The sequence below is a fragment of the Marinobacter sp. genome, from assembly GCF_034669625.1.
Classification (GTDB): Bacteria; Pseudomonadota; Gammaproteobacteria; order Pseudomonadales; family Oleiphilaceae; genus Marinobacter.
The window spans coordinates 164,820-185,336 of the sequence record NZ_JAXMOY010000004.1; the positions used below are offsets into that span (position 1 = coordinate 164,820).

Consider the following 20,517-nt stretch of genomic DNA (forward strand, 5'->3'; position numbering starts at 1 on the left):
ACAGGTTATGCTTCGTTCAGGTAAAACATCCTCGGTTTTAGACGCCGAGGTAGGTATTCAACAGATCCGTCTTTTCGACAAGTTCGTGGGCTTTGATTTCGTCCACCATATGACCGTGTTCCATCAAGTAGTGACGGTCCGCGATCGGCGCAGCGAAGCGAAAATTTTGCTCTACCAGAATTATCGTCAAGCCACGTTCTTTGAGTTTCGCCAGCACGCCAGCGAGGTTCTGAACGATCACTGGAGCCAGACCTTCGGTTATTTCGTCCAGCAGCAGAATATTGGCTCCGGTACGCAGGATTCGAGCCATGGCCAGCATCTGCTGTTCGCCACCGGAGAGGCGAGTACCCTGACTTTTGCGGCGCTCGGCAAGGTTCGGAAACATGTCATAAATCTCTTCGACCGACATGCCATCAGAACGAACCTTGGGGGGCAGCATCAGGTTTTCCTCAACATTGAGGCTGGCGAAGATGCCGCGTTCTTCCGGGCAGAACCCTACACCCAGGTGAGCAATCTTATGGGCCGGTACATTCAGGGTTTCCTGACCGTTGATCACGATAGATCCGGTGCGCTTACCGACCATGTTCATGATCGCCCTCAGGGTGGTGCTTCGCCCTGAGCCATTTCGCCCAAGCAGAGTCACCAGTTCGCCCTGGTTAACCGTCATGTCGATGCCATGGAGAATGTGGGATTCGCCGTAAAAAGCGTGCAGATCGCTGATTCGGAGCTTTTCGCGGTTGGATTGAACCTTCGTCGCCGTGCTCATACCGATGCCTCCACGACCGGGCCATTGTGTTCGGTGCCCTCGCCCTCAAGCTGATCTTCTTCAACGCCCATATAGGCTTCACGCACCCTTGGATCTGCCGATACGGTCTCGTAGTTGCCCTCGGTCAGGATCGCTCCGCGTTGAAGCACGGTAATGGTGTCGGAGAGGTCTGCGACCACGTTCAGATTGTGCTCGACCATCAGGATGGTGCGATCCTTGCCGACCTCTTTGATCAGTTCGGCAACCACACTGATATCCTCATGACCCATACCTTGGGTAGGTTCATCCAGAAGCAGCAGTTCGGGATCAAGCGCGAGGGTGGTGGCGATCTCCAGCGAGCGTTTACGACCGTATGGAAGGTCGACGGCCTGTGCATGGGAGAACTCCCGAAGGCCCACCGAATCCAGCAACTCCAGAGCCCGACTGTTCAGTTCGTCGAGAATCTTTTCTGAACGCCAGAAGGCAAAGGTGTCTTTTCTTTTTTGCTGCAGCGCAACCCGAACGTTTTCGAGTACCGTCAGATGCGGAAATACGGCCGAGATCTGAAAGGAGCGAACAATCCCCATGTGCGCGATTGAGGCAGAATCTTTCTTGGTAATATCCTGACCGTTAAACAGCAGCTGGCCCCGGGTAGGCGTCAGAAATTTGGTCAACAGATTGAAGACAGTCGTTTTGCCCGCGCCGTTTGGGCCGATCAGGGCATGGATGGTACCCCGTTCGATTTTCAGATTAACGTCGTCGACGGCGGTAAAACCCTTGAACTCTTTGACGAGGCCTCTCGTCTCGAGGATCAGATCCTGGTTCATAGGTGTTCCTTGTTCTTATTTGTTGTTGGACATCGCCCACACCTCACCTTTCAACAACCGTCAAAAGGTGAGGCGAAGGGATGACTAACTGGCTGGTGAGTGCGTGCTAATGGCACTCAGAGGCATGAAGCAAGATTCAGTTTTATGGGAGCAATTCGCTACGAATTACCTTTTTATTGATTTTCCCAACACTGGTTTTTGGAATCGAAACAGCGAATTCAATTCGCTCTGGAATTGCCCACTTCGCAATTTCACCACTGTCGACAAACTGTCTGAGATGGTCCTTGATGGTATCCGGGGTGAGTTCTTCGCCTTCGCGAGGCACGATGGTAGCGACTGGACGCTCGTCCCAACGCTCATCAGGAATACCAACCACTGCCACCTCGGACACGCCAGGATGCTTGCTGATCAGGTTTTCCAATTCGATGGTGGAGATCCACTCGCCACCTGTCTTGATCACATCTTTAATTCGATCTTTGATCTGCAGGGTGTGTTTACTGTTAATCGAACCCACATCACCGGTATGGAGCCAGCCTCCTTCCCATAGCTCGGCGCTTTTTTCAGGTTCTTTCAGGTAGCCCTGAGTCAGCCAGGGTGCCCGCGCAACCACTTCGCCGACAGCCTCACCGTCGTGGGGAACGTCGTTGCCATCTGCGTCAACAATACGAATATCAACCAGAGGTGTTGCGATACCGGCGAGAATTCGGGCGGCGCTCTGCTCAGCAACTGGCAGCGCACGTTCCTCATCGCTCAGGTTCACCATCGTGATGACCGGACAGGTCTCGGACATGCCGTACGCAGTTACGAAATTAATACCTCGCTCTGCCATCTGAGCCGACAAAGCCTGAGTGGGTGCAGACCCACCAGTGAGCATATTCCAGCCAGACAGATCGGTCGTCTTGGCTTCTTCGCAATTGAGCACCATCTGCAGAACGGTCGGGACGCCATGAGAGAAGGTAACGCCTTCATCACGGAACAGCTGAACCAGACGATTCGGCTCGTAACGGCCCGGATAGACCTGCTTAACTCCGAGCATGGTGGCGATATAAGGAACACCCCAAGCGTGCACATGGAACATCGGCGTCATCGGCATGTAGACGTCGTCGCTCCGCAACAGCGCGTTTGAATCGGAGCTACCCAGCGTTATAGCTGTAACCAGTGTGTGCAACACTAACTGACGGTGGCTGAAGTAAACCCCTTTAGGGTTACCCGTGGTGCCAGTGGTATAGAAGGTTGTTGCAATCGAGTTCTCATCAAAATCCGGGAAATCATATTCAGTGCTAGCCTCAGCCAGCATCGACTCGTACTCGCCGACCACATTCAGGGTGGTCGAAGCGGCAGTCGGGCCGTCTGTCAGCTGGATAAAGTCACGAACCGTGTTGAGCTGAGGAGCAACCTGCTCGACCATCGGAAGAAAATCATCGTGAATCAGCAGAATGTCATCTTCGGCGTGATTCATGGTGTAAATGATCTGTTCCGGACTCAGGCGAATATTCACGTGATGCAACACAGCGCCGATCATGGGAACCGCAAAATAGGCTTCCAGATAACGGTGGCTGTCCCAATCCATTACCGCAACGGTATCGCCTGCACCGATTCCAGCTTTTTCCAAAGCATTCGCCAAACGTGCGATGCGCTCGTTCAGAGTCGCGTAGTCGTAACGAAAGATGTCGCTGTAAACGATTTCGCGGTTCGGAGAATAACGCTTACCTGACAACAACAGGCTTTTGATCAGCAGAGGGTACTCGTAAGCGTTTTCAGCAGAAGGAAGCAGTTTGGTTTTTTTCATGGTTGGCCTCGATTTTTTATTTGGGCTTTGCCGGGATAGAGCAATCCTGATGCCAACCTTAAAAAAAAGAATATTCCGCTGTTTTAGGCGAATAAAACCGAGATGAGTTTGAGAGAAGAGGAGTTATGAGCGGAAACCGCTCGGATTAGGCCGAACCGATGAGCGGTTTTCGCTCACCCCCTATCTGATCAAGAGCGGCGTGCGCTCATGATCAGATAGGATGGCAGTGACCGATCTCGATGCCTGACGGCTCAGCCAATCAAGGCTGAATTTCCGGCAGATAGATCTTCCAGTTGCCCAACATGCGTTTAGCGGGCGGATAGTTTTCATTGGGCTCCGATTCGCCGATGGCAGTCACCTGCATTATTTGATGACTCACGGGATCGATCCATGACTGAAACCCTGGCGGGTCTTCGGGCAAAGGCAGCTTCAGTCCCTCGAGCGTCCGGCGCATCCCTTCAGCGTCGGTGGTCTCTGCCTGCCGCCAGGCCTCGGCAACTGCAAATATCGCGGCATAAGCACTTTCGGCCATGAAACTCGGATACCGGCCGCTGCGTCGGTGAAACTCCGCTACAAACTCACGGTTTCTCGCCGTGTCCGGCCAATTGATATGGTGATGCCCTGAAAGAATGACTCCGGGAGGCAGGTCATTTCCAAGGGCGGCAATCACATCGTAACCACCGCCAGTGTCAAAGTTGGCCAGACGGCTGACTTCTAACAATCCCTGCAAATGCGCTTGGCGTACAAAGTTGGCAAAATCATCGCCGAAAAAATTGGAGATCACGATATCTGGAGGCGAGATCAAAAGTGCTTCAATATAAGCTGAAAAATCCGGCTCCGAGGGCTTGGGATAATACTCCCCGCTGATCTCAAAGGGCACATTGAGATCCTCCAGTCCTTCCAGCAAGTCCTCCAATGCCTGGTGGCCATAATCGTAATCGGGCCCGACGTAGGCTAGCGTCGTCCATGGCTGCTCTGACTTCATTTCCTTCAAGTAGCGCGCACCGGCCCTCATCGATTGCCGGCTGTCATTGTTGACCCTGAAATACCACGGATTAACCGGTTCCTGCGTCAGTCTTGACGAACTGTGCCCTGCGCCAATGAATAGCATTTCCTGCTGTTGCGCATAAGCACTGATCTCCAGTGCAATGCTTGAGTACACCACGCCGCAAAGAACACTGACGCCCTGCTCTTCAACCAACTGACGAGCAAGGGTTGCGCTACGATGGCGCTTACCTTTGCTGTCTTCAAGAAGAACCTCAAGACGGGGATAGAGCTTAGACTCGCCAGCCTCCGTCAACTGATGATTCAATTGCTGAAGTCGGTCTAAAGCCATCCCGATGCCAACATCCGCGTCGCGCCCGAAAAACCCCATCGGCCCGGTCAAAGGGTAAATGCAGCCAACCCTAAGCTCAGCTTCGGTCGGGGACGCTCCTGTCAAAGGCTCTTGCCCAGCGGCAGAGGCCAGCGAAGGCCAGAATCCAATGGCTATGCCCAAAGCCGCAGCCGACAGCCGCGTTAGATTCAAAACACTTTCAGGCTTCATTCGCTAATTCCCAACTTCTGCAGCCGTCGCTTCAGGGCATGGCGGGATATTCCCAGTTTTTCTGCTGCGGCGCCCTTGCGCCCACCCGCCTGATTCAAGGTTCTGAGAATGATATCCCGCTCGGTTTCCGCCAGACGCGATTCAATAGAGCCATCACCCGCGAGGATAGGTTGATCGGTCGGGTGCATTTCCGGAGGCAGCATGGAGAGAGTCACCACTTCACCAGGATAAAGCACCGTCAGCCGTTCCAGCAGGTTTTTCAGTTCGCGGATGTTTCCTGGCCAGTCGTAATCAACGAGGTGGGCCATAATATCCGCCTCAAACAACACCGGAGAACAGCCTTCACTGGCGGCCATTTTCAAGCTGAAATGTTCGATAAGCAGCGGGATATCCTCCCTCCGCTGCGCCAACTCCGGAACCCGCACCGGCATCACATTTAGTCGATAATAAAGGTCCGCTCTGAAGTTACCCTCTTCAATCGCCAACTCCAATTCCCGATTGGTGGCCGCAATAATCCGCGCCTCTGCCTGATAAACGCGATTGGAACCAATGGGCCGGTAGGTATGGTCTTCAAGGAAGCTCAATAACTTAGCCTGAAGGGCCAAAGACATTTCGCCGATCTCGTCCAGGAAAAGCGTGCCCCCGTTCGCCAATTCAACCAGTCCTGAGCGTCGTTGGTGGGCCCCGGTATAGGCGCCCTTTTCCGCTCCGAATAGTTCGGCTTCGAGCAGTTGTTCAGGTAGAGCGGCGCAATTAACCTCAACAAAAGGACCGGATGCGACCTTTGAGAGTTGGTGGACCTCACGCGCTACCGCCGTTTTACCGGTGCCCGAAGCACCCTGCAACAGCAGCGTTTTGGCACCACTTCGGGCGATACGGGTGACGTCTTCCTGCAGGCGTCGCATCGCCTCACTTCGGCCGATCAGGCGGGCTTCTCCTAGCTGGCGCTCACGGAGAAAACGCACTTCCTTGTCCAATCTGCAACGTTCTAATGTGCGTGAAATTAAACGCTTAAGCTCGTGAATATCAAAAGGTTTTGTAATAAAATCCAAGGCGCCACTTTTGACAGCCTCAATGGCAACTTTGATATCCCCATGGGCGGAAAACATCACGACCGGACAAGCAGGCAACTGCAACTGCAATTGCTTCAATACCTCGAGTCCACTGAGATCCGGCAAACGCAGATCCAGTAACACCAGATCAGGCTGACGATCCAGCGCGGTTTCGATTCCATCATTACCGGTGTGGGCGGTTGCGATCCGGTAGCCATCGGCTCCCAGCGCTAACTGCAACGAGCGCACCAGGCGCTGCTCATCATCAATAATCAGAATGAGTGCATTATCCATGACTGTCCTTTGAAGCGTTGAAAGTCAACGAAACTCTCGTACCGGCTTCCGATTCACTGGTTATTCGCAAATCACCACCATTAAGCTGTACCAAGCGTTTTGAAATAGACAAGCCCAGGCCGGTGCCCTGACTTCGGGTCGTGTAAAATGGCTCTGTAGCCCTGTCGAGTGCTTCAGCTACCATCCCGATACCTGTGTCGCTGACGTTAATCACCGTTTTATCATTGAGGGTCTGAACATCGAGGTTCAGCTCGCCCCCTTCAGGCATAGCCTGAATACTGTTGAGCGCCAGGTTCATCAGCACCTGCTGGATCTGATTTTCATCGACACACAGGGGCGCATCGAGTTCTCCTGAGAGACTCAAATGGATGTTCTCTCTGGCTGCGAGGGGATCGATCAGAGCGGCCAAACGCCGAAGTAAATCACCAGCCGTAACCCAAACCCGCTCAGGATCGTACGGACGAGCAAAGCTCAGCAGATTCTCAACGACTTCATTAACGCGATCGATCTCTTCCAGAACCAGCGTGATCAGTTCAGTGTTGCGAGGGTTATCGTCCTGAGGGAAGCTTTGCACGCAGACCTTGATCGTGGCCAATGGGTTGCGAACCTCATGGGCGATACTGGCCGAAAATTCTCCAAGGACCGCTTTTTTCTCGACTTCAAGACGCGAATCAATCAGCGCTTGCAGGCGGCCGCCCATGCGGTTGAACGCATTGGCCATCAAGGTGAATTCATCATGCCCCTTAGAGGGGATATGAATATTCCAATCCCCTCTGGAGACCGCTTCTGCGCCCTCAAGCAACGGCCCAAATCGCCTTTTGGTCCGCAGAATGACAATCATGAATAACCCGATGACCAGCAGCACTGATACACCCGCCCCCATCAGAAAGGCGGGGCGCCTCAGTTCTTGGCTGAAGTCCACATCCGGATGATGCTTGATCACTTCAATCGACCAGCCGGGAGCGAACTCTTCACTAAGCCAACTGGGCGTTTGATCTTGAGCAACTCGACCCGTAACCGTAAACCGTTGGCCTTCGGAGGTGCTTATCAGCGGGGTAAAACCGTCGATCTGTGACTGGTTTTTTAGCAACTCGGTCAAGCTGGAAAAACGAATATGCAATGCCACAAACCCGGGGGATTCCGTTTCGCCCGCGTTCATTGGGAGCGGCGCTGCCAACAGGAACCAGCCTGAAAGACCGGGCCGAGGTTCTTGGGGCCCGATTAACCAGAAATCAGCAAACTTTCGTCTGGGCAACCCATCCAGAGAAAGCTCCATGCCTCCCCAATAAGGTGGCCCCGACGATGCCACACCCGGTAACGCCGTTTGTAATTGCCATTGGGCGTCAAAGAAAAGCACGCCATAGATATCGAAACTGTCGGTTTCAAAGCTGATGAGCGCATGCGTCGGTTCCAGTTCCGAAGACATGGGATCCTCAGACACGAACCGTTCGATATTGGGTAAATCGGCAATCGTTTCTAGCTCGAACTTCCGTGCTTTCAGAAAACCAGACAGCGCAGCGCGGGTGGCGTTCATGGAATATTGAACTTTCTGCTCGCCTAAATCTTCAAGCAATTCGCCGGTGAATCGATCATAGAGCCAGGTGACCACTACCAGTGGAAGCACCGCTATCAATAACGCAATGACCAGGTAACGCCGTACAAAACTGTGGCGCCACAAACTGATTTTCTTTTGGCTTCCGGTAAGTTCCTGCACAGTCGAATCACTCTCAAATATTGGCCTGAGCCAGGTGGTTAACTCTCAAGTGACAAGCAATTTATGGGCCAGCGGGAGTGCCTGTGTTGCTCTGGACACCCTGTGAGCATACACCCGCACGGCATCCCGGGACACCTGTAGCAGGCAGCATCGGCGATACTCTGAGTAGACAGATTCCCATTTCAGGCAGATGTCATATTGCTTGAAATGGGAATCTAGTGAGGCCGTGGTGCGGTGTGAGAGCGACCTGCTCCGAAACAGTTCGCCCGCGCTGCTATCAACAGATAGCGGTCACGGGCTAAAGCCAGGCATTATATCCAGAAGTTCTGATTACTCGAAGCCTTCCAGAACGATCTTGCCTACCGCTGTTCCTGCTTCCAATTCGGCATGTGCTGCACGCAGATGTTCAGCATTGATTGCCCCCAGATTCTTCCCGGCGGTGGTGCGAATGTAGCCCTGTTCCACGAGACTCGCGACCTTGTCCAGCAGCTCGTGCTGAACCTGCATGTCTTCGGCGCTATGCATGGAACGGGCGAACATAAACTCAATGTGAAGCGACAGACTCTTCGGTTTCATCTTCATTACATCCAGGGCCGCTGGATCGTCAATCAAGGCAATTTTCCCGAACGGCCGGAGCAACTCCACATAATCATCAAAGTACTGATCGGTGGCGTTCAAACTGGCCACGTGAGAGATCGAGGTGATTGATCCCTCCAACACCAGTTTCTCGATCTGCGGCTGCAGCGGCTCACGATGATTCACGACAAAATCTGCCCCCAATGATTCCACCCATTGGCGCGACTCAGGCCGCGAGGCGGTCGCCACCACGGTGGCACCGGTCAGTTTCTTGGCCAACTGGATCAGTATGGAACCAACCCCTCCGGCGGCGCCAATCACCAGGACTACCTCATTACTTGGGGTAATGTTCCCTGGGTCCTGCTGCACAAGACCGAGATGGTCGAAAAGCATTTCCCAGGCGGTGATGCTTGTCAGGGGCAGTGCTGCCGCCTCCGAATCGCTCAGGCTCGCGGGCTTTCGGCCGACGATGCGCTCATCAACGATCTGGTACTCCGCGTTACTGCCCTGACGGGTAACATCGCCTGCGTAGTACACCTGATCGCCAGGCTTGAATAATGAGACGCCCTCGCCCGTCGCGACGACTTCTCCGACGGCGTCCCAGCCCAAAACCTTAATCTGACCCGCCTCTGCTTCGGCACGCTGGCGCACCTTGGCATCAACCGGATTGACGCCAATCGCCCTAACCCGGACCAACAGATCCCTTCCTGTAGCAACTGGCTGTGGCAGTTCAACGTCCTGCAAAGATTTTGGATCGTTGATGGGTAAAGAGTCGGTGTATCCAACAGCTTTCATGGGCTTCTCCCGAGTGAGTTGGTAGTGGCACTCAGTTTGATCCTTAATTACACTACGAAAAACAGGCTAATCTCATAAACATATTCAAATAGTTTTTGAAAATGACCTTCGACGATCTGACCGTTGTGCTCAAAGTGGCCGAATTCCGAAACATTACGGCGGCCGCTACCAGCCTTGATATGCGCCCTGCGACCGCAAGCGCGGCCGTCAAACGCGTTGAACAGACATTGGGGCTTGAACTGTTTGTTCGCTCTACCCGCCACCTTCGTCTTTCAGCGGCCGGCGAAAAGTATCTGCCTCAATGCGAGCAGGCACTGGCATTGCTGGACGAGGCCCGACAGAACATTCGCTCCGGCGAAGAAGCCGTTGCAGGAGAAATTCGGCTATCGGTGTCATCCGATCTTGGCCGGAACCGGGTAGTCCCGTGGATCGACCAATTAATGACCTCTCACCCAGGGCTGAGCTTGCGCGTTCAAATTACCGACAGCAACGTCGATTTTTTCCGGGATTCCGTCGATATGGCTCTTCGCTACGGCTCGCCCGATGACTCCAATCTGTATGGTTTCAAAATCTGTGACATTCCACGCCTCCTCTGCGCTACACCGAGTTACCTGAGCGAGCATGGAACCCCCGCGCACCCACACGATCTGGCCAACCACAACGGTCTCTTCTATCAACTGCAGGACATTCCCTACGATTTGTGGACCTTTAAGCGGGGCGACGAGGAGTTTCGAGTAAAAATGAAAGGCAACCGGGCGTCCAACGATGGCGATCTGGTTCGGCGCTGGTGTGCGGCGGGACACGGCCTGGCCGTGAAATCCTGCCTCGACATCTCGGACGACCTGCTGGCGGGAAGAGTCGTCAATGTCATGCCTGAGTATGCGCCACCGGTCTCAGAGTTATGGTTGATTTGCCCAACACGGCAATCGATCACGCCAGCAGTGCGATTGCTGAGGGATGCTCTGAAAGAGCATTGCCAGGACATCATCCAAATGATGAACCTTAAAGGAATGCTCTCAGGGAAGAGCCCATTACCCTCACCGGGGAGCGGGCGTTAAAAACGTAGTAGGTGCGACAATCCGCCGATCGGGCTCTTCGAAAGTGGTCACTTCAAAGGAAACATCGGTAACGGCCCCTAGGACGCTTGAGGCATCTTTTTCCAGTACAACCGGAACTTCCCTCTGTTCGCCGGCGTTAAGAGTCACTCCATCCGGCCCACGCATGTTGAATCCTTCGGCACCGTAGACCGCAATGAAGGTATGCCGCGTTTCATTGGATTTATTGGTTAAGTTGAGTAGGTAACTGTTTTCAATCAGTCCCGAGCCGTTATAACGGAAGAGCCCCCTATCTTTTTCAACCTCCATTGTTAATAAAGGCCGAGAGACCAAAGCCCAGGAAAACAAACCAATCATGGTTGCCAGTATAAAAAAGTAGGCGACAAGGCGAGGCCTGAGGATATGCCTCGTGCCGCTATTCAGCTCATTGAAACTGGCGTAACGAATCAGTCCCTTTTCGTAGCCCATTTTGTCCATGATCGAATCACATGCGTCGATGCATGCGGCGCATCCAATACACTCCATTTGCAGGCCATCACGAATGTCGATGCCAGTCGGACACACCTGCACACACATTTCGCAATCTATACAATCGCCCAGCCCTTGAGCAGACGGATCTGTGCCCATGGATCGGCTACCGCGAGGGTCGCCCCGGCCAGCATCGTACGCGACCACCAATGATTCATTATCAACCATGGAAGACTGGAAACGACCGTATGGACACATGTGTAAACACACTTTTTCACGAAACCAGCCAGCATTCACGTATGTTGCTGCGGTGAAGAAAAATACCCAGAAGAGCGCTGACCCTGAAAGATTAAACGACAGAAGATCCGGCACTAAGTGGCGTATCGGGGTGAAATACCCAACAAAGGTCACCGCGGTCACGACACTGATTAGCAACCAAAGGCTATGCTTCAGCACTCGTCTCAGGATTTTTTTCTGACTCAATCTTGCGTCATCTAACTTCATGCGCTGACGACGGTCGCCCTCAGCCAGTTTTTCAGACCAGAGAAAGATCCACATCCAAACACTTTGTGGGCAAGCATATCCGCACCAAACTCTGCCTGCGACAGCGGTTATGAAGAAAAGTCCGAACGCGCAGATGATCAGGATGGCCGACAACAGAACGAGATCCTCCGGCCAGTAGGTCGCGCTAAATATGTGAAATTTTTTGTCTGCGATATCCCATAGAACAGCCTGTCGTTCGCCCCAGTTCAACCAGACTGTTCCAAAATACAAAGCGAACAGAATGGCGCCGCCGCCCATTCGGATTTGACGGAATATGCCTGAAAAGCTTCGTGGGTAGATCTTGCTGGACGCCCGACTTGGCGAGGAGCTCGGTGAAACCTGTGTGACCGGGATCAGTCGATTCATTGACCGTTTACCTTCCCAAAGTTGTATGAAACTGATCGGGAAAGTATGGAGGCCTGCTAAAACTAGAGACAGGCCCAATTTTTTTAAGTTTTATAGGTACAGTCAGCCGTCACTGGTCTTGAACCAGCTCCAATATGCGTTTGAGGGCGCGCGTCCTTTGCTCGTCCCAAGGGTGAGCAAAGCTGATTCTTAAACAATTACCAAACCGCTCTGACACTGAGAAGAGGCTTCCTGGTGTGATGACGATGCCCTCATCCAGCGCGTTAGAATAGACATCAATTGTATTGATCTGTTCTGGTAATTCGACCCAAACGGCTAAACCGCCTTGAGGAGCCGTTGTCCGCACAGCCAATGGCCATGCAGCCAAATGCTCCAGTAACTGGTCCCGCTGCTCTCGTAATCGAAGACGAAACTTGCGCACGAACGCAGCGTAATCGCCCTCTTGGATAAAGCTTGCAACACCTTGTTGAACGAAGCGACTGCTCGCTAATTGAGAGGTCAGTTTCATTTGCAGAATGTGAGCGTGCCACCGGCCCCCACTTACCCAGCCGAGCCTAAGATCGCGAGAAAGTACTTTTGACAGCGAGCTGCAATGAATAACCCGGCCCGATTGGTCCAGAGATTTAAGTGTGTCTGGCACACCAGACCAGCCCGTTTCGGCGTAGATATCATCCTCGATAATGGCTAGGTCATGCTCCTCGGCTAGTTCGAGTAGCCGACTTCGGGCGGCTCTTGGCATAACCGCACCTCCTGGTGTCGCGAACGCGGGTTGTACTACGCAAGCGCGAACGTCCCAATGGTCCAGAATATCGGATAACGCAGCGACATCCATGCCTGTCTGCAAAGAGGTTGGCACCTCGATAACCTTTAATCTCAATTGCTCCAGCAACTGCAGAACGCCATAGAAGCCCGGTGATTCTACGGCGACAACATCGCCTTCGGAACAAACCGTAAGCAAGGCCAGAAATAGAGACTGTTGGCATCCCGAGGTAATGCAAAGTTCGGATGCATCCGTCTTCCAGCCTCTTTTGGAAAATAGCGTCGCAAGCTGATGTCTCAGGCCGGGGTCGCCCGCGGGTTCATCGTAGTATTGAAAATCGCCTTTCTGACGCCGTAATGCCCGACCAATTGAACGGTTAAGCTGGACGATGCCTTGAGGCATTTCTCCCGAGTGAAGACTCGGCGTCAAATCAAACGCCGCACTTCTCGTCATAATATCCCGAAACAGCTCGCTTACCGATACGGGCTTGGGTGATTCAATGCGCTCCATCCGGCAGGGCGTGTCGAATTCTTCGTTCTGATAAGTAACAAAAAAACCGGCCCGCTCACGGGATTCTATCAATCCCTTGGCTTCGAGCCGTTGTAGCGCGTGCTGAATGGTTATCTTTGCGCAACCGTGCAGGTCGCACAGCGTTCTGATGGAGGGCAATCGCTCGCCACATTTCCACCGGCCAGCCACGATACCTTGCTCTATTTCATCTTCCAGTAATTGGTACTTCGGGAGGCTACTATCCATGGTGTCGGCTCAACAGGTACAACGTCGGGCCATAATATAGATTCAAACGATCTTCCAAGGCTACACCGAGTTCCAAAACGTCGCCGTCACCGAATGGGCCTCGATTCGGTGACGGCGACGCGACTAGCGAACGGTCAGAAAGAGATTCTGGCTCCAACAGCCACAAACCAGTCCTCAGTGCTACTTCCTTCAGATTCTGCGAAATCTGCCGAATCGCCATACTTTCGCTCGTGGACAACGCCTAAATAGGGTGAAAAAGAGCGGTCGATCAGATCATAGCTCAACCTCAAGCCCGTTTCGGTCGAAACCAACCCTTTGCCGATGCCTATTTGCCGATCCTCACTGAAGGCTATAGAAGCATCCACGGTTGCAGCCAAGATCCAGTGGTTGGTCAACAGAAGTTCGTATTCAGCGTCCAGCTCGGCGGATGCGTCTCCCTCATCGCTCACATACAGGCTCGCGTCGATCTCAAACCACTGGGGAGCCAGTCCGGAAACACCCAATACTGCGTAAGTGCGATCTGGACCTTCCGGCGTGTCAAAGCGCACACCTGCCTTGGCGTCAAAGAAGGTTGAAATTGGAATCTGACCGACCACCTGATTCTCCAGGCCTTCATAGCCTTGCTCCTCGATAGCGTATTCACCCTTGGACAGCCAGCGAATTTTTAGATCGTCAGTGCCATAGAAGAAATCGCCATTCCAGACCCCCCACTCTTCATCGTCATCGCTGTAGCGGTATTCAAACTCTTCAAACTGGACACCCCAGATCTTCAACGGTTGCTTGCGCTCAGTGTCGTCTTCGATCATTCCCTGAGCGGCGGCCAAACCAGGCATTAGCACCAGAGCGCTGAGCCAGAATTGAGAAAGCCTCATACGCCTTCTCCTTCGTTCGTCACCCTCTCGGCGGATGCCTGTGAGGACTGCGGGCCACCTTCAACAACGACCTTACGGAACATACCGGCAGCCGCGTGATAAGACAGATGACAATGGAAGGCCCATTGCCCGGGTGCATCCACTTCAGTTTCCATGAAGACAGTGGTGCCGGGCTGAACGCTCACAGTATGCTTCACCGGGTTCCACTCACCTGCTCCCACATCGAGAATGGACCACATGCCGTGGAGGTGCATAGGGTGTGTCATCATGGTTTCGTTGACGAATTTAAAGCGGACACGCTCGCCGTATTGCAGCCGGATTGGGTCTGCATCCTCGTATTTGATGCCGTTTATGCTCCAGGTATACCGCTCCATGTTACCCGTCAGGCGAAGTTCAATTTCACGGGTCGGCTCCCGCTCTTCATACAAGGGATTCTGAGCTTTAAGGTCAGCATAGGACAGGAACTTCCCTCCGTTGGCGGCTTCGGGCGTGATGCCGCTGCCTTGGGCATAGAACGGATCATTTGGCTTTTGCTTGTCGGTCCCCATGTTGCCGTGGGCCGAGTGGTCCATGCTCTCCATCGATCCATGGTCCATCCCGGCCATATCACCATGATCCATTTCACTCATGGTCCCGTGGTTCATGTCTCCGTGACTCATGCCGCCATGATCCATGCCGTGCATACCACCCATATCGGCCATCGTGAGTCGTGCTGGCTCCCGCATGGTTGGAACTGGCGCTTCCATGCCTTCTTCCGGGGCCAGCGTTGCGCGAGCATACCCAGAGCGCCCCATGGACTCGGCAAAAATCGTATAAGCCTGTGCGTCGCGGGGCCTAACGATCACATCGTAAGTCTCGGCAACCCCGATGCGGAATTCATCCACGTTAACCGGCTGTACGTTATTGCCATCAGCCTGAACCACGGTCATATTCAGTCCGGGAATGCGAACGTCGAAGTAGGTCATGGCAGATGAGTTAATGAACCGCAACCGAATACGCTCACCCGGCTCAAACAATCCGGTCCAGTTCTGCTCTGGTCCCCTTCCGTTAATCATGCCGGTGAAACCCTGAACATCCTCGACATCAGCCTTCATCATCCGCATATCGCCCCAAGCCATGCGATCCTTGAGCGTATTTAAAAAGCCTTTCGTCTTGGCATCATCAAAGAATTCCCCTACCGTTTGCTGCTCTCGATTGTAATAATCCGGCATCTTTTTCAGGTTGCGCATAATCCGGTCCCCGGTGTGGGGGTGTTTGTCCGTTAACTGAATGACGTATTCCCGGTCATAACGGAACGGCTCGCGTCCTTTGGGCTCAATAACGATAGCGCCGAACGCCCCATCGGGCTCCTGGAAACCAGAGTGGCTGTGGAACCAGTATGTACCCGCCTGGGCCACCGGGAATTCATAAGTAAAGGTCTCACCGGCTTTAATGCCTGGAAAGCTAATACCCGGAACACCATCCTGTTGGAACGGCAGAATAAGCCCATGCCAGTGAATGGAGGTCATCTCATCCAAATTGTTGGTGACATTGATTTTGACCGTTTCCCCTTCTTTTAAGCGCAGCACGGGCCCCGGGGATTTGCCGTTATAGCCAATACCTTCTTTGATGAAATCGCCGGTATCAATCTGTACCCGGTCGACCGTCAGGTTGTATTCGCCAGCGAACACCAATGCCGACAAAAAAAGCCCGAAAAGCCCTGCCAGAAGGCGTTTTGTCATGGGATTACTCCGTATATTTATTAGCGACTGAAGAAACGGCTTACTTAAAGGTTATTTCGCCATACATTCCAGCCTGATAATGGCCAGGGACATTGCAGGCAAATTCAATGTTGCCTTCATTACTGAACGTCCAGATGATCTCCTCGCTCTTGCCGGGTTCAACCAAGACACTGTTGGGATCATCGTGTTTCATGGTGTGGCCATTCCCCATGTCCATTTCCATCATGTGGTGATTGAGCGTGCCACCCTGAATGACACCGTGCTCGACCATCATCGCCATTTCTTCTTGATGTGCTTCATGCATTGATGGGGTTCCGATATTGAACTCGTGAACCAAGTTCCCCTTGTTGGTCAAGACAAACCGAACCGTCTCCCCTGCACTCACTTCAATTTGCTCAGGCTCGTAATAGTTATCGTGCAGCTCCACCGTGATCGTACGACCGGCTTCCGAAGCCATCGCGGGTTCACCAATCGGAGACCCGTGGCCCTGACCATGGGTTCCCGCTGCAAAAATTGCCGGTGACAATGAGACTGCGGTTGCCAGAACCATGCTTTTTGCCAGAGTCATAACTATTCTCCTATCAAGGGTTTCGAAGTGCGCCAATTCGTGGGGTTTTCCAACCACATGCGTCACCAGGAATTAAGAGCTTCATACTTTCTCGCACCAACCTGAATTCTTGCTGAAAATTTCAGACGTTTTATCATTCAGCCTCGATTCAGGAAGCTCCCCCATACTTGCCGACAACAGATCTCAAGGAGTAAGAACCAATCCATGCGCCTACTATTGGTAGAAGATGATCATTTGTTAGCCGACGGGCTTATGAGCCAACTTGAAAAGGCGGGGTTTAGGGTCGATTGGGCAAGAACAGCAAGAGAGGCCATAAGCTTGGGTGTGCAAGAGGACTATCGCGCTGTCGTGCTGGATCTGGGTTTGCCAGACGGAAATGGGTTGGAAGTGCTCAAAAAGTGGCGTGGGCATCAAATCGGTTTTCCGGTACTGATTCTCACAGCTAGAGGTGACTGGCAGGACAAGGTCGGCGGTCTTAAAGCTGGTGCAGACGACTATCTGGCCAAGCCTTTCCAAATGGAAGAGCTCGTTGCCCGGCTCAATGCCATCATTCGACGCAGCGAAGGACGTGTGGAGTCCACGCTTAAATCCGGTCGTTTCGAACTGGACGAGAATCGCCAGATTTTAAAAATGACCGACGGTAATGAACACACTCTGACAGGCACCGAATTTCGTTTATTACGCTGCCTGATGAGCCGCCCAGGCCAGGTGTTTTCGAAAGAACAGTTAATGGAGCAACTCTACAGTCTGAATGACACACCAAATGAAAACGTTATCGAAGCTTATATTCGAAGGTTGAGGAAGCTGGTAGGAACTGACTCCATCCTAACGCGCCGCGGTCAGGGGTATCTTTTTAATGAAGTTGTTTGAGAGACCATGGTCTGTAAAAGGCACTCTGTTCGTGTGCTTGCTGCCTGCCGGCATTGGGTTGATGGCACTCGCTTGGATGGTTCACGGCTATTTGCTCGACCGAATGTCCCGGGATTTTGTTGAGGAACGGCTCAAAGATGAGGTCGCCTTTCTGGAACACCAAATACGAAAAACCGACGGGAAGGTTGATCTGCTTAATACCGGCGATTACTTTCAGGACGTGTTCCACCATGCGTTCGCCATACAGTCTCCATCACAAACCCTCGTTTTGCCAATAAGTTGGAAACCACTTTTGATTCCATTTCTGGGAAATGAGGTAAGCGGAACCATTCGTGTTCAAGGCAAAACGACGGCCGAAGCACCGTCGGATGTGCTGGCCTACCGAAAGGCTTTGTCAGTGAGCGGAATGCCGATTGTTATTATTGTGGCGGAAGATTTTGGTGCTCTGAAGCACAGCCAAATGGAACTTCATGTTTGGACCGCTGTTATTTCCATTGTCTTAATTTTGATGTTAATCGTCGTGATATGGCTCGGAATCAGCTTGGCCATGCGCCCTGTCACCAAGATTAAGAGAGATTTAGCGAGCCTACAGAGTGGCCAAATCAATCGTATTGACATGCAGGCTCCAGAAGAGTTCGCCCCCTTGGTCAAACAACTTAACCAGTTAATGGACTCCCTTGACCAGCGACTCGAGAAATCACGAGATGCCATGGCCAATCTCTCCCACAGTATCAAAACTCCGATTGCCGCCGTCCGTCAGGTCCTTGAGAACACTGATCGACCGCTAGATTGCGCGCTGCGTAAGCAACTGGCTGAACGGCTGGACGGTATCGACACTCAACTTGAAGCCGAGCTGCGCCGCAGTCGGTTCGCAGGGCCTCAGGTCGGGATGAGTGCCGACCCTCTAAAGCAGGCCCGTGATTTGCTCTGGATGCTGGGTCGTCTCTATCCCGACAAGTCCTTTGAACTTTCCAGTACGTTACCGGAAGGCTGCCGCTGGGCCATTGAGGAACACGATCTGAACGAAATCATCGGAAATCTTCTGGATAACGCAGGAAAATGGTCGACAAATTACGTCGAACTGTCTTTAGCCCAATCGGCAGGAGTCCCGCAGATCATTGTGACCGATGACGGCCCAGGGGTTCAGAAAACCGAACTTGCTATGCTTGGAACACGAGGCCTGAGACTGGACGAACAGACACCAGGCCATGGCTTGGGTTTGGCTATCGTTCGGGAAATCGTTGGACGCTATGACGGTAACCTGAGTTTTTCAATGTCTGGGCATAGGGGCTTAAAAGTCTGTGTGAATCTCTAAACCCGTGCCATGGGCACTATCCTGCAGCCACCAGCAGTGGAGCCTTAAACTCATTCGTCTTCGGGCAGACATTACTCTCAAGCCAGTCCGAAAACTGACTAAGCGGTAAAGGCCGGGATAAAAAATAGCCTTGTATGGTGTCGCACTGATTTTCACTCAACCACTTAAGTTGCTCCGGCTTCTCTACACCCTCGGCAACGATAGGCATGCCCAGGCTGTGAGCCATAGCAATAACAGTAGACACAAACGAAGCTTGGCGTTGGTTTTCAGGTATCGGGTCAATGAAGGACTTATCCAGCTTCAGCCTGTCGGCCGTGAGGCTGGTCAGATAACTCAGAGAGGAATAGCCTGTACCAAAGTCGTCCAAGGCGATCTTAACGCCCAGCTCAGAGACCCTCCCCAGGATCTTTCTGAAAATAGCCTCATCAGTTATCATCATACTTTCGGTAATCTCAAGCTCCAGCGTGCGGCCGGTGCCGTGCAGCTGACGAGCGAATTCCTGAATATCGGGGACAAATCGTGGGTCGGCCAGCTGCTTGACCGATACATTCACGGCTAACGAGAACTTTGACGGTAAGCTTGTCCCCCTCAATATACGAGTCGCTTCCTTCAGCACCCACCGGCCTAACGGCACAATGTCGCTGGTTGATTCAGCAACGGGTATAAATTCTGCCGGGCTAACCATTCCCATCGTCGGGCTATTCCAACGAACCAGCACTTCAGCACTATCCACCGTATTCGATTGAAGATTCAGCTTCGGTTGAATGTGTAACGAGAACTCTTCGTTTTTTATGGCGTTTGCTAGCTGGGAGCGAACAAAAGCTCTGCGATTCAGCTGGATCGCCATGTCGTCGGTGTACAGTTCCAGATGATTCCCCGCGTGACTCTCTGCAGCTTTGAGCGCGGTTAACGCGTATGGAATCACGCCCTGTTTGCTCGTGGAATGCTCGGGGTAAAGCGCACAACCAATCGCCAAACTAAAGGTCATCGGGCCTAGAAGACTGTTGAAGGGCTCTTCGAAAAGCGTAAAAAAATCCTGCCCGAATGAATCCAGATTTTCGCTGTCCGCTCCCGGCACCAAAACCAGGAACTCGCCCAAACCCAAGTGAGCGATTGTTTTTTGATCGAAACTACAACCTTGCAAACGGGCCGTAAGATCGCGAATAAGATCGTCGATGGACGCCTTACTATGGCTTGAATAAAGCGTGTCGACATCCCGAACTTTCAACGCAAAAATCATGAAGGTTGAATAATCCTCGCCGGTGCTGCGCAGATAGGTTATCAGCCCCACTTTATTGAATAGATCGGTCACTGAGTCGTGGTATCTATCGCGTTTTAGCCGCCTAATGGTTATTCCACTTGTCTTTAAACGACGCTTATCTTCGGCGGAATTGAGGATTTCTTTTGCAATCCCCCGCTGCTCATACAAATAAATCAATGAACCCAACAAAACGACCATGACGAACACTGAATGGCGATCAAACCCCTCATGATGCGACAGGAAAGCAATAGCGACTAACAAGATCAGCAGGGTTGAGTAAATCATGATGAGAGGTAAACAGCGGGAAAGCGCTGGCGCCGGAACCGACAGTATGGCGAACAACATCATGATCAGTGCCAACTGCTCCGAATGACTTATAGACGGAAAGATAATCGTTGGAAACAGGCCCCACATGAGCCCCGCCAACCAGCAGGTAGCGGAGAAACTCCAGGTCCAGGATATGTAGGTTTCGCTACAGGGTTTCGCAGCCTTGCCAAAAAAACGAAACTGCATGAACAAGTAGATAACAGTGAATGTCGCAACCCAGGATATTAACGGAAAACTGATTTCTGGCTTATAGAAGTAGCTCGATAACAAAAATACAACAGATAATCCAAGTGCCGG

The 20,517-nt window shown here is 52.5% G+C and carries 16 protein-coding genes; 3 read left to right on the top strand and 13 right to left on the bottom strand.

Going from position 1 to position 20,517, the window contains the following annotated elements:
- Window positions 1-37: 37 nt before the first annotated feature.
- The 7 genes from VOI14_RS05390 to VOI14_RS05420 form a co-directional block, all read right to left on the bottom strand.
- On the bottom strand, window positions 38-766 hold the full coding sequence (locus tag VOI14_RS05390) for an ABC transporter ATP-binding protein (RefSeq protein ID WP_323751007.1): 729 nt from the start codon (window positions 764-766) through the stop codon (window positions 38-40).
- Window positions 763-1,572, bottom strand: a complete 810-nt coding sequence (locus tag VOI14_RS05395) for an ABC transporter ATP-binding protein (protein WP_323751008.1) — start codon at window positions 1,570-1,572, stop codon at window positions 763-765. Before VOI14_RS05395 ends, VOI14_RS05390 begins: the two co-directional genes overlap by 4 nt.
- A gap of 142 nt (window positions 1,573-1,714) precedes the next feature.
- Window positions 1,715-3,361, bottom strand: a complete 1,647-nt coding sequence (locus VOI14_RS05400) for a fatty acid--CoA ligase (RefSeq protein WP_323751009.1) — start codon at window positions 3,359-3,361, stop codon at window positions 1,715-1,717.
- Window positions 3,362-3,620: 259 nt separating this feature from the next.
- A complete protein-coding gene (locus VOI14_RS05405; RefSeq protein ID WP_323751010.1) occupies window positions 3,621-4,907 on the bottom strand; it encodes an ABC transporter substrate-binding protein in 1,287 nt (428 codons plus the stop codon).
- Complete coding sequence (locus VOI14_RS05410; RefSeq protein WP_323751011.1) at window positions 4,904-6,253, bottom strand: sigma-54 dependent transcriptional regulator; 1,350 nt, start codon at window positions 6,251-6,253, stop codon at window positions 4,904-4,906. The genes VOI14_RS05405 and VOI14_RS05410 overlap by 4 nt, the downstream gene beginning before the upstream one ends.
- On the bottom strand, window positions 6,246-7,967 hold the full coding sequence (locus VOI14_RS05415; protein WP_323751012.1) for a sensor histidine kinase: 1,722 nt from the start codon (window positions 7,965-7,967) through the stop codon (window positions 6,246-6,248). Before VOI14_RS05415 ends, VOI14_RS05410 begins: the two co-directional genes overlap by 8 nt.
- Window positions 7,968-8,297: 330 nt before the next feature.
- Window positions 8,298-9,338 carry a zinc-binding alcohol dehydrogenase family protein gene (locus tag VOI14_RS05420; RefSeq protein ID WP_323751013.1) on the bottom strand — a complete coding sequence of 347 codons (1,041 nt, stop codon included), beginning with the start codon at window positions 9,336-9,338 and terminating at the stop codon, window positions 8,298-8,300.
- A 101-nt stretch (window positions 9,339-9,439) separates the two neighbouring features.
- Between VOI14_RS05420 and VOI14_RS05425 the strand changes: the two genes are divergently transcribed.
- Entirely contained in the window at window positions 9,440-10,396 is a 957-nt protein-coding gene (locus VOI14_RS05425; RefSeq protein ID WP_323751014.1) for a LysR family transcriptional regulator, read from the top strand.
- Here VOI14_RS05425 and ccoG read toward each other — a convergent pair.
- The 5 genes from ccoG to VOI14_RS05450 all read right to left on the bottom strand — a co-directional run bounded on the left by ccoG (window position 10,376) and on the right by VOI14_RS05450 (window position 16,447).
- Entirely contained in the window at window positions 10,376-11,770 is a 1,395-nt protein-coding gene (gene ccoG / locus VOI14_RS05430; RefSeq protein WP_323751015.1) for a cytochrome c oxidase accessory protein CcoG, read from the bottom strand. The genes VOI14_RS05425 and ccoG overlap by 21 nt on opposite strands.
- Window positions 11,771-11,879: 109 nt before the next feature.
- Window positions 11,880-13,286: a PLP-dependent aminotransferase family protein gene (locus tag VOI14_RS05435; RefSeq protein WP_323751016.1), complete on the bottom strand. Its 1,407-nt coding sequence runs from the start codon at window positions 13,284-13,286 to the stop codon at window positions 11,880-11,882.
- A 134-nt stretch (window positions 13,287-13,420) separates the two neighbouring features.
- Entirely contained in the window at window positions 13,421-14,158 is a 738-nt protein-coding gene (locus VOI14_RS05440) for a copper resistance protein B (RefSeq protein ID WP_323751017.1), read from the bottom strand.
- Entirely contained in the window at window positions 14,155-15,879 is a 1,725-nt protein-coding gene (locus VOI14_RS05445; RefSeq protein ID WP_323751018.1) for a copper resistance system multicopper oxidase, read from the bottom strand. The genes VOI14_RS05440 and VOI14_RS05445 overlap by 4 nt, the downstream gene beginning before the upstream one ends.
- A gap of 40 nt (window positions 15,880-15,919) precedes the next feature.
- On the bottom strand, window positions 15,920-16,447 hold the full coding sequence (locus VOI14_RS05450; RefSeq protein WP_323751019.1) for a cupredoxin domain-containing protein: 528 nt from the start codon (window positions 16,445-16,447) through the stop codon (window positions 15,920-15,922).
- Between the two features lie 204 nt (window positions 16,448-16,651).
- On the opposite strand from VOI14_RS05450, the gene VOI14_RS05455 reads away from it, so the two are divergent.
- Together VOI14_RS05455 and VOI14_RS05460 are read left to right on the top strand one after the other, a co-directional pair.
- Window positions 16,652-17,317, top strand: coding sequence for a response regulator transcription factor (locus tag VOI14_RS05455; protein WP_323751020.1), 666 nt, complete (start codon window positions 16,652-16,654; stop codon window positions 17,315-17,317).
- A complete protein-coding gene (locus VOI14_RS05460) occupies window positions 17,304-18,632 on the top strand; it encodes an ATP-binding protein (RefSeq protein WP_323751021.1) in 1,329 nt (442 codons plus the stop codon). Before VOI14_RS05455 ends, VOI14_RS05460 begins: the two co-directional genes overlap by 14 nt.
- A gap of 16 nt (window positions 18,633-18,648) precedes the next feature.
- On the opposite strand, the gene VOI14_RS05465 is transcribed toward VOI14_RS05460, so the two are convergent.
- Window positions 18,649-20,307 carry a bifunctional diguanylate cyclase/phosphodiesterase gene (locus tag VOI14_RS05465; RefSeq protein ID WP_323751022.1) on the bottom strand — a complete coding sequence of 553 codons (1,659 nt, stop codon included), beginning with the start codon at window positions 20,305-20,307 and terminating at the stop codon, window positions 18,649-18,651.
- Window positions 20,308-20,517 lie beyond the last annotated feature (210 nt).

Bases quoted from the DNA above. Each gene is read 5' to 3' on its own strand.
- VOI14_RS05445 (WP_323751018.1), bottom strand. From the start codon at position 15,879: ATGACAAAACGCCTTCTGGCAGGGCTTTTCGGGCTTTTTTTGTCGGCA.
- VOI14_RS05440 (WP_323751017.1), bottom strand. From the start codon at position 14,158: ATGAGGCTTTCTCAATTCTGGCTCAGCGCTCTGGTGCTAATGCCTGGT.
- VOI14_RS05410 (WP_323751011.1), bottom strand. From the start codon at position 6,253: ATGGATAATGCACTCATTCTGATTATTGATGATGAGCAGCGCCTGGTG.
- VOI14_RS05420 (WP_323751013.1), bottom strand. From the start codon at position 9,338: ATGAAAGCTGTTGGATACACCGACTCTTTACCCATCAACGATCCAAAA.
- VOI14_RS05465 (WP_323751022.1), bottom strand. From the start codon at position 20,307: ATGTGGGGCCTGTTTCCAACGATTATCTTTCCGTCTATAAGTCATTCG.
- VOI14_RS05435 (WP_323751016.1), bottom strand. From the start codon at position 13,286: ATGGATAGTAGCCTCCCGAAGTACCAATTACTGGAAGATGAAATAGAG.
- VOI14_RS05460 (WP_323751021.1), top strand. From the start codon at position 17,304: ATGAAGTTGTTTGAGAGACCATGGTCTGTAAAAGGCACTCTGTTCGTG.
- ccoG (WP_323751015.1), bottom strand. From the start codon at position 11,770: ATGAATCGACTGATCCCGGTCACACAGGTTTCACCGAGCTCCTCGCCA.
- VOI14_RS05455 (WP_323751020.1), top strand. From the start codon at position 16,652: ATGCGCCTACTATTGGTAGAAGATGATCATTTGTTAGCCGACGGGCTT.
- VOI14_RS05390 (WP_323751007.1), bottom strand. From the start codon at position 766: ATGAGCACGGCGACGAAGGTTCAATCCAACCGCGAAAAGCTCCGAATC.
- VOI14_RS05425 (WP_323751014.1), top strand. From the start codon at position 9,440: ATGACCTTCGACGATCTGACCGTTGTGCTCAAAGTGGCCGAATTCCGA.
- VOI14_RS05450 (WP_323751019.1), bottom strand. From the start codon at position 16,447: ATGACTCTGGCAAAAAGCATGGTTCTGGCAACCGCAGTCTCATTGTCA.
- VOI14_RS05405 (WP_323751010.1), bottom strand. From the start codon at position 4,907: ATGAAGCCTGAAAGTGTTTTGAATCTAACGCGGCTGTCGGCTGCGGCT.
- VOI14_RS05395 (WP_323751008.1), bottom strand. From the start codon at position 1,572: ATGAACCAGGATCTGATCCTCGAGACGAGAGGCCTCGTCAAAGAGTTC.
- VOI14_RS05400 (WP_323751009.1), bottom strand. From the start codon at position 3,361: ATGAAAAAAACCAAACTGCTTCCTTCTGCTGAAAACGCTTACGAGTAC.